Source organism: Variovorax sp. J22R115 (assembly GCF_030317005.1).
Lineage (GTDB): Bacteria > Pseudomonadota > Gammaproteobacteria > Burkholderiales > Burkholderiaceae_C > Variovorax.
Genome location: NZ_JASZYM010000009.1, coordinates 23,297 through 37,543 on the forward strand (window position 1 = coordinate 23,297; position 14,247 = coordinate 37,543).

The following is a 14,247-nucleotide window of genomic DNA, read 5'->3' on the forward strand; positions in this document are numbered from 1 at the left end:
TTTGTCTCCGGAAAGGTTGGGAAATACGAACTCAATATTCATCACTGCCGGCAAGCAGCGAAACCAATTCATGCGGAACGCGGATCCGCAGATCGAGCAGAAGAAAGGACAACGCTTTGCCATGCGCATCGAGGTTCAGCGCATCGTTCACGCCGCCGTCGAGCACGCCGTCGAGCACGAAGTTCATCGCGTGCAGCCTGGGCAGCAGATAGCGCTGCACGCCAGCAGGTGCGCGATGTCGAAACTGGGCAGCCACCGCCTCGGGCGCGACCTGCTCCACCAGCATCGGATAGAGCGCCGGATGCCATGCGATGACGCTGATGTTGGAGCGATCGCCCTTGTCGCCCGTGCGGCCATGCGCGGCGCGGTAGAGCGGGATGTCGATGGTCGTGTTCATGCGGGCGTCTCCTCGTCGATCCTTGCGAAGCTCACGGGCACGGCTTCGCGCGGCAGCAGGCAAGAGATCGTGTTGAGCCGCGGCGTGAGCGCGGTCCGCACGCCGCCGCCTCCCGCCGGGCCACAGGTGTAAAGCGCCATGACTTCGCGCGCGAGGCGTTCGGCCTGCGCGCGGTCCTCGTGCGTCGCTGCAACCCGCAGCCGGATGTCGCGCAAGCCCGCATCGGGCGTCGCCGCGAGCGTGCGGCCCGCGTCGTCTCCCAGCACGCTGACGGCACCAATGAGATCGACGCGCAGCGCCAGGTCGACCAGGCGCTTCTTCAGCACATCGGCGGCCAGCCTCGCACGCGCTTCGGCCCGCGGCCCGGCATAGGAGATCTCGCCTTCGGCCAGCCAGCCCCCCTCATGGCAGACGTTGACCTTGTAGTGCGTCGGCCGCGCATGCCCACGCACACCCGACACCGCCACACGGTCCGCGCCGAGTCCGTGGACTTCCGCATCGGAGATGTCGGCGACCACATCAGGCGTCAGATAGGCGGCCGGATCGTGCACTTCATAGAGCAGTTGCTCCTTGACTGTCGCCTCCGTCACGAGGCCGCCCGTGCCGTCCGCCTTGCCGATGGTGCAGCAGCCGTCGGCATCGATCTCCGCAATCGGAAAGCCGACCGCCTCCAGACCCGGCACCTCCTTGTAGCCGGGGTCGGCAAAGTAGCCGCCACAGACCTGCGCGCCGCATTCGAGAAGATGGCCTGCCATGGTCGCGCGGCCGAGCCGTTCCCAGTCGTCGCTGCGCCAGCCGAAATGCGACATGGCCGGACCGACAGTGAGCGAGGGATCGGCCACGCGCCCGCAGACCACGATCTGCGCACCCGCATCGAGCGCCGCGGCGATCGGCTCGGCGCCGATGTAGGCGTTGGCACTGACAACGCGGATGTTGTCCATCTCCGCGCCGAGCTGCTTCCGCAGCAGCGCAAGTTGCGCCGGCGCGGAAAGGTCGTCGCCCTCCACCACCGCGATGTGCGGCGCCGCCGCGCCCAGTTCGCGCGCCATGCGCCCGATATGCCGCGCGGCGGCGCGCGGATTGGCAGCGCCGAAGTTGCTGACGATCCGGATGCCGTGCGCCAGGCAGCGCGCCAGCACCGGTCGCAGCATCGCATCGAGGAGGGGCTCGTAGCCCGCTTCAGGGTCGGCGCGGCGGCGTAGTTGCGCGAGCGCCAGCGTGCGCTCGGCCAGGGTTTCGAAGATCAGGAATGCGCGTTGGGCTGCGGGGCCGTTCTGCAGCCGGGCGATGAGCGTATCGACCACCGGACCGGCTGCGTCCGTGCGGTCACCGGAAAAGCCGGCGGCGCAGCCGATGAGGAGCGCGGGGCGGTCGATGGAGTTCATGGGTGCACTCTAGACCCGGCGCCTTCATCCGTAAAATCGAAAGTTCGGATCGATTAATCCATATTTCGGATCAATGCATTGAAGACTCCCGATCTTTCGACGCGGCAGTTGCGCGCGTTCCTGGCGCTGGCCGACCAGTGCAACTTCACGCGGGCAGCGCAGAGCTGCCATCTCTCCCAACCCGCGTTCAGCGCGGTGATACGCGGCCTCGAGGACGCGCTGGGCACGCGGCTGTTCGACCGCGACACCCGCAGCGTGCAGCTGACACCCGAGGGCCGCTTGTTCGAAGGCTCGGCACGTCGCCTGCTGGACGACATGGGCGGCGCGATCAGGGACCTCGCCGACCACGTCGAGCGGCGCAAGGGCCGTGTGCGAGTCGCCGCCCTGCCGTCGCTCGCGGCCGGTTGGCTGCCGACGATCCTCGCGGAATTCCAGCGCGCATGGCCCGGAATCACCCTCGAGTTGCACGATGCGCTGTCGGACGCCTGCATCGCGCAGCTGCGCGGTGGACAGGCGGATTTCGCGCTGGCTTCATCGGAGGCTGGAACCGCATCGGCCAGCGACCTGCTCGCACGGAAGCTGTGCAGCGACCGGTTTCACCTGGTCTGCCGCGCGGACCATCCGCTGGCAACGGAACCGCGCCTGACGATGAAAAAGCTCGCGCCGTGGCCCTTCATCCAGATGGCGCGCAACAGCAGCGTGCGCCAGTCGCTCGACGCCGCGTTGCACCCGCTGAGGCTCAACGCGACTTTCGAGGTGGAGCATCTCGCCACGGTCATGGGGCTGGTCGAAGCGGGCCTGGGCATCAGCGCGGTGCCGGCGCTGACGCTGTTTCACTTTCGCCGCGAGACGCTGGTGACCCGACCGTTGCCGCTGCCGGCGCTGAAGCGCACGGTGTACCTCGTGCGCCGTCGCGAAGGCAGCCTCTCGGTGGCCGCACAAACGCTTCACGACCTGATCATTGCCCGGCTGGGCGCGCTTCAGCTGGATTGATCACAGCTTGTAGGTCGACAGCAAGATGCTCGTCTCGCTGTTCGATATGCCGGGGATCAAGCGGATCGCGGTCAGCACCCGGTCGAAGGCCTCGAGCGAATCGGCGCGCAGTTCGGCGATCAGGTCCCAACGCCCGTTCGTGGTGTGGAGCGTCACGACATTGGCGTGACCTCGCAGCGCGCGTCGAACCTCCGCGCCGTGCGGCCCATCGACCTCGATGCTCATCATGGCCCGGATGCGATGGGGCTCCGCGTCCGGTCGAAGTCGCACGGTGTAGCCGACGATGGTTCCGTCGCTCTCCAGCTTGCTGATCCGGTTCTGAACGGTGGCGCGCGCCACACGGAGCTTCTGGGCCAGGGCCACCACGGACATGCGGGCGTCGTCGCGCAGCAGGGCGATGAGTTGGCGGTCGGTGTCGTCCATCTGTCAATTTGCCATATCCAGTCGACACAATGTAAACATCAACGTCATTTTTGACAAGGTGAATGGTTCATCTTGGCACCTCCGGCTGGAACAATGAACCCATGCCGCAGTCAGCGGTGCAGCCCTCAGGAGAACCCACACGATGTCGCGTTTCCTCTCGATCCAGGCCCCTTCCGCAATCGTCATGATCCGGCCGCACGGCTTCACGCCCAACCCGGAGACCGCCGCCGACAACGCATTCCAGAGCCGGGCCGAACAGGAGTCCGCGCAAGCCGTCGCCCGCTCTGCTTACCGCGAGGTGACTGCTGCGGCCGAGCGCCTGGAAGCCGAAGGGGTGCGGGTGCATCTTTTCGAGGATCGCGGCGAGCGCGACACACCGGATTCGGTCTTCCCAAACAACTGGTTCTCCACGCACCCGGGCGGCCACGTCGCGCTCTACCCGATGTACTGCGAGAACCGCCGCCGCGAGCGCCGTCCGGACGTCATCGAGATGCTCAAGTCCGAGTACCGCGTGCAGGAAGTCATCGACTACTCCGGCCTGGAGCATGACGGCCTCTTCCTCGAAGGCACCGGCGCGATGGTGTTCGACCATATGGCGCGCGTCGCCTATGTCGCGCGCTCCCATCGTGCAGACCCCGTCGCGCTGGAGCGCTTCAGCACGCATTTCAATTTCGAGCCGATGGCGTTCGACTCGGCCGATCCGAGCGGGCGGCCGGTCTATCACACCAACGTGCTGATGTGCGTCGCGACCGAATTCGCGATGGTGGGCCTCGACCTCGTCTCCGATGCCCGCCGCGCGAATGAAGTGCGCGCACGGCTCGAAGAATCGGGACGCGATGTCATCGCATTGAGCCCGCATCAGATCGCCAACTTCGCGGGCAATGCGATCGAGTTGTCCGGTCGCGACGGTCGCATCCTCGCACTCTCGCAGCGCGCGTTCGACAGCCTCACGGCACAGCAGAAAGCGGTCATCGAACGGTCGGCGCGGCTGGTTCCGCTCGCGGTGCCGACGATCGAGATGGCCGGCGGATCGGTGCGCTGCATGATCGCGGGCATTCATCTTTCGCGGAGGCATCTCGATTAGCGCAAGCCGTGGTCGTGCACTGCGGGTCGCTGCAGTCGCGCACGGGGCGACCGCCCTTTCGGGCAATACACCGGGGCCGTCTCCTACATTCCGGCGCAGCGTTCTCCACAGAATGAATCCACCAATCACTGAAAGGTGGACATCATGAAGACAAGACTTTGGATATCGGCAGCGGCTGCTGCTTGCGTTCTTACTTTGGCCGGCTGCGCAAGCGGCCCCAACCAGAACCTCGGGACCGCGGGTGGGGCGGTGGGCGGCGCGCTGATCGGCAACGCCATCGGCGGCAACACGGCCAGTACAGTCGGTGGCGCGGCTGTTGGTGGTCTGATCGGCAACCAAGTGGGCCGTAGCGTCGACGAGCGCAATCAGCGCAACTACTACCCGAGCAATAGCTACTACCCGAACAACGGTCCGCGCTACTGAGCAGCGAGCAAGCACGAACCGCTGGTTGGAGAACACAAAGGGCGCGCCTTCGGGCGCGCTTTTTCATGGCGAGTGCGTGATCGTATAAACGCGGCATGAGACAAGACATTCTTCGATCCTTCATCGCCACTTGGGTCATCGTGCTGAGTGCATGCAGCGCAATCCCCGACAAGCCGTCCCCGCAAGTTGCAAGCGCTTCGCCCATCACGTCGCCATGCCCCAAGGGCGTCCCCGCCGACACGCGGTGCTACAGCGGCCAGGACGGCGCAGGCGCCTTCTACTGGATCGCCATTCCTGCCGAGTGGAACCGGGTGCTCGTGATGCACGCACATGGCGGCCCCGAGTTGGGTGCTCCCTCCATGGCACGCGCCACCGAAGACTTGCAACGATGGGCCGTCACCCTGAAGGCAGGCTTCGCGTGGGCAGGATCGACGTACCGGCGCGGCGGCTATGGCGTCACGATGGCTGCCGAAGACACCGAGCGACTGCGTGCCTTGTTCGTCCAGACCTTCGGCGCACCGCGGCGCACCTTGCTGCACGGACAAAGCTACGGGGCGGGCGTCGCCGCGAAAGCGGCCGAGCTGTACGCGACGGTCGACGGGCGCAAGGGCCCGTACGACGGATTGCTACTTACCAGCGGCGTACTCGGCGGCGGCACGCAAGCCTACGACTACCGGCTGGACTTGCGTGTGGTCTACCAATTCGTCTGCAACAACCATCCCTTGCCCAGCGAGCCTGCGTACCCGCTGTGGCAAGGGCTTCCGCGTGAATCGAAACTCACGTCCGCGGAACTGCTGCGCCGCATCGACGCCTGCACCGGCGTGCGCATGTCCGCAGAAGATCGGACGGCGCAACAGCGCGCAAATCTCGCCACGCTCCTCGACACCGTCCGCATCCCCGAACGTTCACTCGTAGGCAACATGAATTGGGCGACCTTTCTGTTCCGCGACGTGGTGCAGGAGCGACTCGATGGCGGCAACCCCTTCGGCAACATCGGCGTGAAGTACAGCGGCTCGCGCGACGACGCTGCACTCAATGCCGGTGTGCTGCGTTACCCTGCCGACCTTGCCGCAGTGAGCAAGCTGGCCGCTGATAGCAATCCGACCGGCCGCGTGAACATCCCGACGCTCGGGCTTCACGCCATCGACGATCCGACTGCCTTCGTCGAGCTCGAATCGGTCTACCGCGATGTGCGGGAGCGCGCGGGCACGGCGGACTTGCTGGTGCAGACCTTCAGCCGCGAATCCGAACACAGCTACCTGAGCGATGCCGAATACCCGACGCTGTTCGCCGCTCTGCTCGACTGGATCGACAACGGCCGCAAGCCGACAACGGAAGGCATCGCTGCCCGCTGCAAAGACATCGAAGCGCGCTTCGGAGGCGGGTGCCATTTCGATCCCACCTATGTTCCGCAACCGCTGACGGTGCGCGTGCCGCCCCGGCAGCGGCCGTAGTGTGGCGACTCAGTGCGCCGACGACGCGCCGCGGGCGCGCCAGGCGCCGTAGATCGCGATCAGGCCCGGCACCAGGATCAGCGCCCAGATGATCTTCTCGAGGTGCTCCTTCACGAGCGGAAGGTTGCCGAAGAAGTAGCCGACGGTGCAAAGGCCCACCACCCATATCAACGCACCCACGACGTTGAAAAGAGTGAATTTGCCCCGGTTCATCTCGGCCACGCCCGCCACGAAGGGCGCGAAGGTGCGGATGAACGGCATGAAGCGCGCCAGGATGATGGTGACGCCACCGAAGCGCTCATAGAACGCATGGGCCTGGTCGAAGGCCTTGCGGTTGAAGAATCGCGAGTTCTCCCACTGGAAGACCTTGGGGCCGAAATAGCGGCCGATGCTGAAGTTGCACTGATCGCCCAGTACCGCAGCCACCAGCAGGATCGGCACCGCCAGTCCGAAGCTCATCAGCCCCGCGCCGCACAGCGCGCCGACGATGAACAGCAACGAATCGCCCGGCAGGAAAGGCATGACGACCAGCCCGGTCTCGACGAACACGATCAGGAACAGCAGCCCGTACACCCATGGCCCATAGGCAATGACGAAGGCTTCGAGGTGCTTGTCGATATGCAGGACGAAGTCGATGAGAAAGCTGATGATTTCCATGGCGCGCATTATCGCGACAGGGGCGGAAGCCCCCTTCTAGAATGTTCGCGTGAGCGCCCTTCCCTCTTCCATCGATCCGGCCGCACGCCGCCCCATCCGCGAACTTCCTGACGAGCTCATCAGCCAGATCGCGGCCGGCGAGGTGGTGGAACGGCCCGCGTCCGTGGTGCGCGAGTTGCTCGACAACGCGCTCGACGCCGGTGCGCGCCAGATCACGGTGCGGCTTTCTGCCGGCGGTGTGCGCCTGATCTCTGTCGAGGACGATGGACAAGGCCTGCCGCGCGACGAACTGCCGCTGGCCCTGCGCCGCCATGCCACCAGCAAGATCGCCAGTCTCAACGACCTCGAGACGGTCGGCACGATGGGTTTTCGAGGCGAAGCACTCGCAGCCATCAATGCCATTGCGGAGCTGAGCATCCTCTCGCGCTTCGCCGGCGCCGACAACGCCTTCATGCTCGATGGCCGCACCGGCGAGTTGCGCCCCGTGGCCCGCGCGATCGGAACGACCGTCGAAGTGCGCGAACTCTTTTTTGCGACGCCTGCGCGCCGCAAGTTCCTCAAGACCGACGCAACCGAGTTGGCGCATTGCATCGAGTCGGTGCGCCGTCATGCCCTCGCGCGGCCCGAAGTCGGCTTTTCGATCTGGCATGAAGGCAAGCTGGTCGAACAGTGGCGCGCTGCGGCCGCACGCGATCAACGGCTTGGCGACACGCTCGGCGACGACTTCGTGACGCACAGCGTTGCGGTCGAGCACGTCGCCGGCCCGGTGCGCGTCACGGGCCGCGCCGGCATTCCCGATGCGGCGCGTTCGCGGGCCGACCAGCAGTTCTTCTACGTCAATGGCCGTTTCGTGCGCGACAAGGTACTCGCACACGCCGTTCGCAGCGCTTACGAGGACGTTCTGCACGGCCAGCGCCAGCCGGTCTACGCGCTGTATTTGGAGATCGATCCCGCGCGTGTCGACGTCAACGTGCATCCGACCAAGATCGAAGTGCGATTCCGCGACGGGCGTGAAGTGCACCAGGCGGTACGCCACGCCATCGAGGATGCACTCGCCGCGCCCCGCGCCGGCGACGCCACCGCCGCGCCGGCCGAGCCTTTCTTCAAGCCGCGCATGCTTCCGGCATCGGCGTCGTGGACGCAACCCGCGATGCCATTCGCCGCGGAGCGTGGCCTCGGCGATGCCGCTGCCATGTGGCCCGCCTACCGGCAGGAAAAGCCTGCGGACACCCCAGCGGTCGCAAGCACCTCCTGGGTCGCACCTGCGGCGCCGGCTGCACGACAGGAAGCCGCCCCGCCCACCGAATCCGAAGCCTGGCCTCTCGGCCGCGCACTGGCCCAGTTGCAGGGCATCTACATCCTGGCCGAGAACAACCAGGGTCTGGTGATCGTGGACATGCACGCGGCGCACGAACGCATCGTGTACGAGCGCCTCAAGACCCAGCTGGACGGCGCCTCGATCGCCAGTCAGCCACTGCTGATCCCCGCCACCTTTGCCGCCACGCCGCAGGAAGTGGCGACTGCCGAGGCCTGCGCGGCGGTGCTGCCATCGCTCGGCCTCGAGATCACGCCCTTCTCGCCACGCACCCTGGCGGTGCGCGCCGTGCCAGGCACTCTGGCTGACGGCGACCCGGTCGAGCTCGCGCGCAGCGTGCTCGCCGAACTTGCCCATCACGACGCCAGTACCGTCGTGCAGCGCGCCCAGAACGAACTGCTCTCCACCATGGCCTGCCATGGCGCGGTGCGAGCCAACCGCAAGCTCACGCTCGACGAAATGAACGCGTTGCTGCGCCAGATGGAGGCGACCGAGCGCTCCGACCAGTGCAATCATGGCCGTCCGACATGGCGCCAGCTTTCGGTGCGCGAGCTGGACTCGCTGTTCATGCGCGGGCGTTAGGCCGCTACTTTTCCTTCGCTTACAAACTGTCGGCCAGGACGCTTTTTAGGCTTGCCGGCTGCGAAATTCCGCGCATTTGACGGTGCTTGAGGCCCAAACCGAGGGTTTTCATGGGTCATCGAGCGACCGGGCACGCGCGTTGCATGAGGTCTTTCGTTGAACTTTCCGGCCTCTCGCCTGTCCTTCAGCCTTCATGAAATCCTGGACCCTCTTCGCATCCGCCACCGCCCTGGTCGCCCTGCTGGCGGGTGGTTGTTCCACCCTCGACGAGCGTCAGCGCGAGTGGATCTTCCAACCCAGCGACCGAAGCTGGGGCAATTCGGAAGCCATGAGCCAGGGAATGGACGACGTCTGGATCGATTTCAAGTCACCGCTCACGGGAGAGCCCGCGCGGCTGCACGGCCTGTGGCTCGGCGGCGCACCCGAATCACCCGATACGCCTGTTCTGCTTTACCTGCATGGTGCACGGTACAACGTGGCCGGCTCCGCACCCAGAATGCGCCGGATGCACGAATTGGGCTTCGCGGTGCTGGCGATCGACTACCGCGGCTTCGGCAAGAGCTCCAAGGGATTGCCCTCTGAAGACTCGGCCCGAGAGGATGCGTATGCCGCATGGACCTGGCTGGCAGCGAAGCACCCCCAGCAACCGCGCTACATCTTCGGCCATTCGCTCGGCGGCGCTATCGGGATCGACCTGGCATCCCGCGTGAACGACGAGAGCGGCACCATCGTCGAAAGCACCTTCACCTCGATCGCCGACGTGGTGGGCAGCTTCAAGTGGGGCTGGCTGCCCTTCAGCCCCTTCATCACGCAACGCTTCGAAGCCATTAGCAAGGTCAAGGACATCGGCGCGCCGCTGCTCGTGGTGCATGGCGCGGCGGACAGCCTGATCAACCCGACGCTGGGCCGCAAGCTGTATGACGCGGCGACCGTGCCCAAGCTGTTCGTGCTCGTCGAAGGCGGATCGCATCACAACACCAATTCGATCGGCCAGGCGCAGTACCGCGCAGCCCTCTCGCAGCTTTTTCGCATGAAGGAGCCGCCCACCGAGATGGCCGCTGGCGCCGAAACGGCTGCAGCAACTGCACCACCCGCGCTGCCCGACATCACCTCGCACCGTCAAGCCCGCCTGTCCGGACAGGCGATCTGACGCGCCGCGGGCGGTCCGTTCACCGGCTTTGTTAACCTCGGGCGCATGCCGCCCTCTGTCGTACCGGCCCTTTCGCAAACCGTGCCGCGTGCTTCAGGCACGTCGGCGGCACAGCCTTCGCCGCGCTACGTCGCACTGGCCGGACCCACAGCATCCGGCAAGACCGCTGCCGCACTGGCCATCGCCCGCGCGCGGCCCATCGAGATCGTCAGCGTCGATTCGGCGCTGGTCTACCGCGGCATGAACATCGGCACCGCCAAGCCCACGCCTGACGAACTCGCCGAAGTCCCGCATCACCTCATCGACATCCGCGATCCGCGCGAGGCCTACAGCGCCGCCGCATTCGTACAGGACGCCAAGCGGCTGATCGGCGAGATCAGCGCGCGCGGCCGGCTGCCGCTGCTGGTGGGCGGCACGATGCTCTATTTCAAGGCGCTGGCCGACGGCATCGACGCCATGCCGGCAGCCGACCCCGAAGTGCGCAGGCAACTCGAAGCCGACGCCGCCGCACTGGGCTGGCCCGCGATGCACGCACGCCTCGCGGAAGTCGATGCCGTCACCGCCTTGCGCCTGGCGCCCAACGACAGCCAGCGTATCCAGCGCGCACTCGAAGTCTGGCACAGCAGCGGACAGCCGCTTTCGAGCTTTCACGCGGCGGGCTCCGCCGACGGTGGCTGGCAGGCCACCGCGCTCCTGTCCCTGGAACCCACCGACCGGGCATGGCTGCATGAACGCATCGCCGCGCGCTTCGACGCGATGCTGTCGTCCGGCTTCATCGCCGAGGTGCAGGCCCTGCGCGCACGAGGCGACCTGGTCGCGGATTTGCCGTCGATGCGCTGCGTCGGCTACCGCCAGACCTGGGAAGCGCTCGACGGCGAATGGCCCATTGCCGAGTTGCGCGAGCGCGGCATCGCGGCCACGCGCCAACTCGCGAAACGCCAGATCACGTGGCTGCGCAGCATGCCGCAGCGCAAGGTGATCGCAGCGGAGGCCCCCGACGCCATCGAGCAGGTCGTGCGGCAGGTCGTCGACATCGCATGACGCTGCGCATCACGGATCTGGGCAAGCACTACGGCGAGGTGCCGGTGTTCGAACACGTGTCGCTCGACGTCGCGACCGGCGAATTCGTCGCGATCGTCGGTGAATCGGGCGTGGGCAAATCGACGCTGCTCAACTGCATGGCCGGGCTCGACAGCTGGAATTCCGGCACCGTCATTCACGACGGCGTCGATATCGGTGCGCTCGACGCCGAGGCACGAGCGCTTTGGCGCCGCGAGCACGTGGGCTTCGTGTTCCAGGCTTTTCATGTGCTGCCGCATCTGGATGTCGCGCAGAACGTCGGGCTGCCCTTGATGCTGCTGGGCCAGCGTGGTCCGGCCAGCGATACGCGCGTGACGCAGATGCTCGACGCTGTCGGCCTTGCCGGATTGGGCGAGCGCCTTCCGCAGGAACTCAGCGGAGGCCAGTTGCAGCGCGTGGCCATTGCGCGCGCCCTGGTGCACCGCCCGTCACTGCTGCTGGCCGACGAGCCGACCGGCAACCTCGACCCGACCACCGCCGCCCGCGTCATGGATGTGCTGATCGCGCAGACGCGCGAACATGGCGCCTCGCTGGTGCTGGTCACGCATTCGGAAGCGGCCGCGGCGCGTGCCGACCGGGTGCTGCACTTGAGCGCCGACGGAATCAGCGCCTAGGCAGATCCCGCGAGGAGCGCAGCAAAGCGCCCCAGGTCGACGTTGCCGCCGCTGATGATCACGCCCACGCGCGCCCCGCGAATTGCATCGCCTGCGGCGCAGGCAGCCGCGAACGCGAGGCACCCCGTGGGCTCGACCACCATCTTCATGCGCTCGGCGAAGAAGCGCATCGCATCGACGAGTTGCGCATCGCTCACGGTCACGATGTCGTTCACGTCGCGCCGGATGATGCCGAAGGTGTATTCGCCCAGGTGCTGGGTCTGCGCGCCGTCGGCAATGGTCTTCGGCGTATCGATGTGGACGATGCGGCCCGCGCGCAGCGACTGCAGGCCGTCGTTGCCGGCTTCGGGCTCGACACCGTAGATCCGGCAGTCGGGCGACAGGGCGCGGGCCGACAGTGCCGAACCGCTCGTCAAGCCACCTCCGCCGAGGCAGACGTAGAGCACGTCGAGCGCGCCGACGTCCTCGATCAGTTCCTTCACCGCCGTGCCCTGCCCCGCGATCACGTCGGGATGGTCGTAGGGCGGGATCAGCGTCATGCCGCGCTCGCCGGCCAAACGGCGCGTCAGCGCTTCGCGGTCTTCGGTGAAACGGTCGTACTGCACGACCTCGGCGCCGTAACCCCGCGTGGCGGCGAGCTTGGCCGCAGGCGCGTCGTTGGGCATCACGATCACCGCCGGCATGCCGAGGATGCCGGCCGCGAGCGCGATGGCCTGCGCATGGTTGCCCGATGAAAAGGCGATCACGCCGGCCTTGCGCTGCGCCGCATCGAATTTCGACAGCGCATTGAACGCACCGCGAAACTTGAAGGCGCCCATGCGCTGGAAGTTCTCGCACTTGAAGAAGAACTGCGCACCCCAGCGGGCGTCCGCGGTTCGCGAGCGCAGCACCGGTGTACGGTGGGCATGGCCTTCGAGCCGCGCGGCCGCGGCGATCACGTCGTCGTAGGTGGGAAGTGTCTGCATGACGGGGAGCTTACCCCGCACCCCAAAAAATTTGGAACGCCTTGTCGAAATGTCCGCTTGCATACCGTCATTGCTGTGAGCGATCCTGCTCGATGTTCTTCTCTCTTCGCGGAGGTTCCATGCAATACATGTTGATGTTCTACCAGCCCCAGTCCGAATTCGACCAGCGGGACGAAGCGGCCGCGCAGGCCTACCGGGCGGGCTGGATGGCGTACGTCAGTGCGGCGCGCCAGTCCGGCATCGTGCAGAACGGCCATGGCCTGCACCCGCCGATGACCGGCACCACGCTGCGCGTGCGCGGCGACAAGCGCCAGGTGCAGGACGGCCCCTTTGCCGACACCAAGGAGCAACTCGGCGGCTACTTCGTCATCGACGTGACGGACCTCGACACCGCCCTCGAATGGGCGGCCCGCGCGCCCTGCGCCAGCACGGGGGGCGTGGAAGTCCGGCCGGTCTTCAGCACGCCCGACATGTGACCGGCCCGGCGGTTCAGGAGGCACGCGCGGCCGCGGAGAAGGCCGCGCGCCAGTCGTATGGGCGGCTGGTGGCCATTCTCTCGGCGCGCACGCGCGACATCGCGGCATCGGAAGATGCGCTCGCCGATGCCTTCGCCCGCGCGCTCGAGCGATGGCCGGCCGACGGCGTGCCCGAGCGGCCCGAAGCGTGGCTGCTGAGCGTCGCGCGAAACCGCACCCTGGACGCCTGGCGCCACAGCCGCGTGCAGGACGAGGCTGCCCAGACCCTGCTGCTCCTGGCCGAGGAAGTCGGCGCCGATGCCACCGGCGGCGATGCCGTACCGGACGAACGACTGCGCCTGCTCTTCGTCTGCGCGCACCCTGCCATCGATGCGGCGGCGCGCGCACCGCTGATGCTGCAGACGGTGTTGGGGCTGGACGCCGCCCGCATGGCCGGCGCCTTCCTCATTGCGCCGGCCACGCTCGGGCAGCGGCTGGTCCGGGCCAAGGCGCGCATCCGCGCGGCGGGCATCCCTTTTGAATTTCCGCGCGCCGGCGATCTGCCGCAACGGCTGCAGGACGTGCTGGACGGCATCTACGCCGCCTATGGCACCGGCTGGGACGAGGTCGACGGCGCCGATGCCACCCAGCGCGGCCTCACCGCGGAGGCCATCGACCTGTGTCGCATCCTGTGCAGCCTGATGCCGGACGAACCCGAGCCGCTGGGCCTGCTCGCGCTGATGTTCTTCTGTGAGAGCCGTGCAGCGGCGCGGCGCAGCGACACAGGGGCCTACGTGCCGCTCGATGAACAAGACGTCCTGCGTTGGGACACACCCCTGCGCGAACAGGCCGAGCGGGCGCTGCAGCATGCCGCGGACATGAATGCCGCCGGCGCCTATCAGATGGAAGCAGCCATCCAGTCGGCCCACTGTGCGCGGCGCCTCGGTGCGCAAGTACCTCCGCACGCGGTGCTCGCGCTCTACGACGGATTGATCTCACTGCGCCCGAGCACCGGTGCAAGAGTGGGCCGCGCCTGCGCGCTCGCAACGGCCGACGGGCCGACCGAAGGCCTGCGTGCGCTCGACACCTTCGCGCCGGACGAAATCGCCAACTACCAGCCCTATTGGGCCGCGCGTGCCTACCTGCTAGGTCGCACCGGCGACCCTGTCGCTGCCCGGCAGGCCTACGCTCGCGCAGCGGGCCTCAGCACCAGCCCGGCCGTGCGCGCCTATCTCGCCTTGGCATCCAGCCGGCTTTGACCGGCGTGCGC

15 protein-coding genes are annotated in these 14,247 nt (G+C 66.9%); 10 read left to right on the forward strand and 5 right to left on the reverse strand.

Annotated elements, in window-relative coordinates; all coding sequences use genetic code 11:
- Nucleotides 1-31: 31 nt before the first annotated feature.
- Nucleotides 32-397 (reverse strand): hypothetical protein, encoded by a 366-nt coding sequence (locus tag QTI04_RS16780; protein WP_286616635.1) that lies wholly within the window; start codon nt 395-397, stop codon nt 32-34.
- On the reverse strand, nt 394-1,782 hold the full coding sequence (locus QTI04_RS16785) for an acyclic terpene utilization AtuA family protein (RefSeq protein WP_286616636.1): 1,389 nt from the start codon (nt 1,780-1,782) through the stop codon (nt 394-396). Before QTI04_RS16785 ends, QTI04_RS16780 begins: the two co-directional genes overlap by 4 nt.
- 78 nt (nt 1,783-1,860) lie before the next feature.
- On the opposite strand from QTI04_RS16785, the gene QTI04_RS16790 reads away from it, so the two are divergent.
- Entirely contained in the window at nt 1,861-2,775 is a 915-nt protein-coding gene (locus QTI04_RS16790; RefSeq protein ID WP_286616637.1) for a LysR family transcriptional regulator, read from the forward strand.
- Here the strand turns inward: QTI04_RS16790 and QTI04_RS16795 are convergent, their stop codons facing one another.
- Nucleotides 2,776-3,198 carry an Lrp/AsnC family transcriptional regulator gene (locus QTI04_RS16795; RefSeq protein ID WP_286599951.1) on the reverse strand — a complete coding sequence of 141 codons (423 nt, stop codon included), beginning with the start codon at nt 3,196-3,198 and terminating at the stop codon, nt 2,776-2,778.
- Between the two features lie 142 nt (nt 3,199-3,340).
- Between QTI04_RS16795 and ctlX the strand changes: the two genes are divergently transcribed.
- From ctlX to QTI04_RS16810, 3 genes are all read left to right on the forward strand, one after another.
- Nucleotides 3,341-4,282, forward strand: a complete 942-nt coding sequence (gene ctlX / locus QTI04_RS16800) for a citrulline utilization hydrolase CtlX (protein WP_286616638.1) — start codon at nt 3,341-3,343, stop codon at nt 4,280-4,282.
- Between the two features lie 144 nt (nt 4,283-4,426).
- Entirely contained in the window at nt 4,427-4,705 is a 279-nt protein-coding gene (locus QTI04_RS16805) for a glycine zipper domain-containing protein (protein ID WP_286599949.1), read from the forward strand.
- A gap of 95 nt (nt 4,706-4,800) precedes the next feature.
- Nucleotides 4,801-6,159, forward strand: coding sequence for a hypothetical protein (locus tag QTI04_RS16810; protein ID WP_286616639.1), 1,359 nt, complete (start codon nt 4,801-4,803; stop codon nt 6,157-6,159).
- A 9-nt stretch (nt 6,160-6,168) separates the two neighbouring features.
- Here the strand turns inward: QTI04_RS16810 and QTI04_RS16815 are convergent, their stop codons facing one another.
- Nucleotides 6,169-6,816 carry a DedA family protein gene (locus QTI04_RS16815; RefSeq protein ID WP_286599947.1) on the reverse strand — a complete coding sequence of 216 codons (648 nt, stop codon included), beginning with the start codon at nt 6,814-6,816 and terminating at the stop codon, nt 6,169-6,171.
- A gap of 49 nt (nt 6,817-6,865) precedes the next feature.
- On the opposite strand from QTI04_RS16815, the gene mutL reads away from it, so the two are divergent.
- The 4 genes from mutL (at nt 6,866) to QTI04_RS16835 (ending at nt 11,557) form a co-directional block, all read left to right on the forward strand.
- On the forward strand, nt 6,866-8,713 hold the full coding sequence (gene mutL / locus QTI04_RS16820) for a DNA mismatch repair endonuclease MutL (RefSeq protein ID WP_286616640.1): 1,848 nt from the start codon (nt 6,866-6,868) through the stop codon (nt 8,711-8,713).
- A gap of 193 nt (nt 8,714-8,906) precedes the next feature.
- Nucleotides 8,907-9,863: an alpha/beta hydrolase gene (locus QTI04_RS16825; RefSeq protein ID WP_286616641.1), complete on the forward strand. Its 957-nt coding sequence runs from the start codon at nt 8,907-8,909 to the stop codon at nt 9,861-9,863.
- Nucleotides 9,864-9,908: 45 nt separating this feature from the next.
- Nucleotides 9,909-10,904, forward strand: coding sequence for a tRNA (adenosine(37)-N6)-dimethylallyltransferase MiaA (gene miaA / locus QTI04_RS16830; protein ID WP_286616643.1), 996 nt, complete (start codon nt 9,909-9,911; stop codon nt 10,902-10,904).
- A complete protein-coding gene (locus QTI04_RS16835) occupies nt 10,901-11,557 on the forward strand; it encodes an ABC transporter ATP-binding protein (protein ID WP_286616644.1) in 657 nt (218 codons plus the stop codon). Before miaA ends, QTI04_RS16835 begins: the two co-directional genes overlap by 4 nt.
- Here the strand turns inward: QTI04_RS16835 and QTI04_RS16840 are convergent.
- Complete coding sequence (locus tag QTI04_RS16840) at nt 11,554-12,522, reverse strand: threo-3-hydroxy-L-aspartate ammonia-lyase (RefSeq protein ID WP_286616645.1); 969 nt, start codon at nt 12,520-12,522, stop codon at nt 11,554-11,556. The genes QTI04_RS16835 and QTI04_RS16840 overlap by 4 nt on opposite strands.
- 119 nt (nt 12,523-12,641) lie before the next feature.
- Between QTI04_RS16840 and QTI04_RS16845 the strand changes: the two genes are divergently transcribed.
- Together QTI04_RS16845 and QTI04_RS16850 are read left to right on the forward strand one after the other, a co-directional pair.
- Nucleotides 12,642-12,998 (forward strand): YciI family protein, encoded by a 357-nt coding sequence (locus tag QTI04_RS16845; protein WP_286599941.1) that lies wholly within the window; start codon nt 12,642-12,644, stop codon nt 12,996-12,998.
- Nucleotides 12,995-14,236, forward strand: coding sequence for an RNA polymerase sigma factor (locus QTI04_RS16850; protein ID WP_286616646.1), 1,242 nt, complete (start codon nt 12,995-12,997; stop codon nt 14,234-14,236). Before QTI04_RS16845 ends, QTI04_RS16850 begins: the two co-directional genes overlap by 4 nt.
- Nucleotides 14,237-14,247: the final 11 nt, after the last annotated feature.

Bases quoted from the DNA above. Each gene is read 5' to 3' on its own strand.
- QTI04_RS16835 (WP_286616644.1), top strand. From the start codon at position 10,901: ATGACGCTGCGCATCACGGATCTGGGCAAGCACTACGGCGAGGTGCCG.
- QTI04_RS16825 (WP_286616641.1), top strand. From the start codon at position 8,907: ATGAAATCCTGGACCCTCTTCGCATCCGCCACCGCCCTGGTCGCCCTG.
- ctlX (WP_286616638.1), top strand. From the start codon at position 3,341: ATGTCGCGTTTCCTCTCGATCCAGGCCCCTTCCGCAATCGTCATGATC.
- QTI04_RS16845 (WP_286599941.1), top strand. From the start codon at position 12,642: ATGCAATACATGTTGATGTTCTACCAGCCCCAGTCCGAATTCGACCAG.
- QTI04_RS16840 (WP_286616645.1), bottom strand. From the start codon at position 12,522: ATGCAGACACTTCCCACCTACGACGACGTGATCGCCGCGGCCGCGCGG.
- QTI04_RS16780 (WP_286616635.1), bottom strand. From the start codon at position 397: ATGAACACGACCATCGACATCCCGCTCTACCGCGCCGCGCATGGCCGC.
- QTI04_RS16795 (WP_286599951.1), bottom strand. From the start codon at position 3,198: ATGGACGACACCGACCGCCAACTCATCGCCCTGCTGCGCGACGACGCC.
- miaA (WP_286616643.1), top strand. From the start codon at position 9,909: ATGCCGCCCTCTGTCGTACCGGCCCTTTCGCAAACCGTGCCGCGTGCT.
- QTI04_RS16810 (WP_286616639.1), top strand. From the start codon at position 4,801: ATGAGACAAGACATTCTTCGATCCTTCATCGCCACTTGGGTCATCGTG.
- QTI04_RS16805 (WP_286599949.1), top strand. From the start codon at position 4,427: ATGAAGACAAGACTTTGGATATCGGCAGCGGCTGCTGCTTGCGTTCTT.
- QTI04_RS16815 (WP_286599947.1), bottom strand. From the start codon at position 6,816: ATGGAAATCATCAGCTTTCTCATCGACTTCGTCCTGCATATCGACAAG.
- QTI04_RS16785 (WP_286616636.1), bottom strand. From the start codon at position 1,782: ATGAACTCCATCGACCGCCCCGCGCTCCTCATCGGCTGCGCCGCCGGC.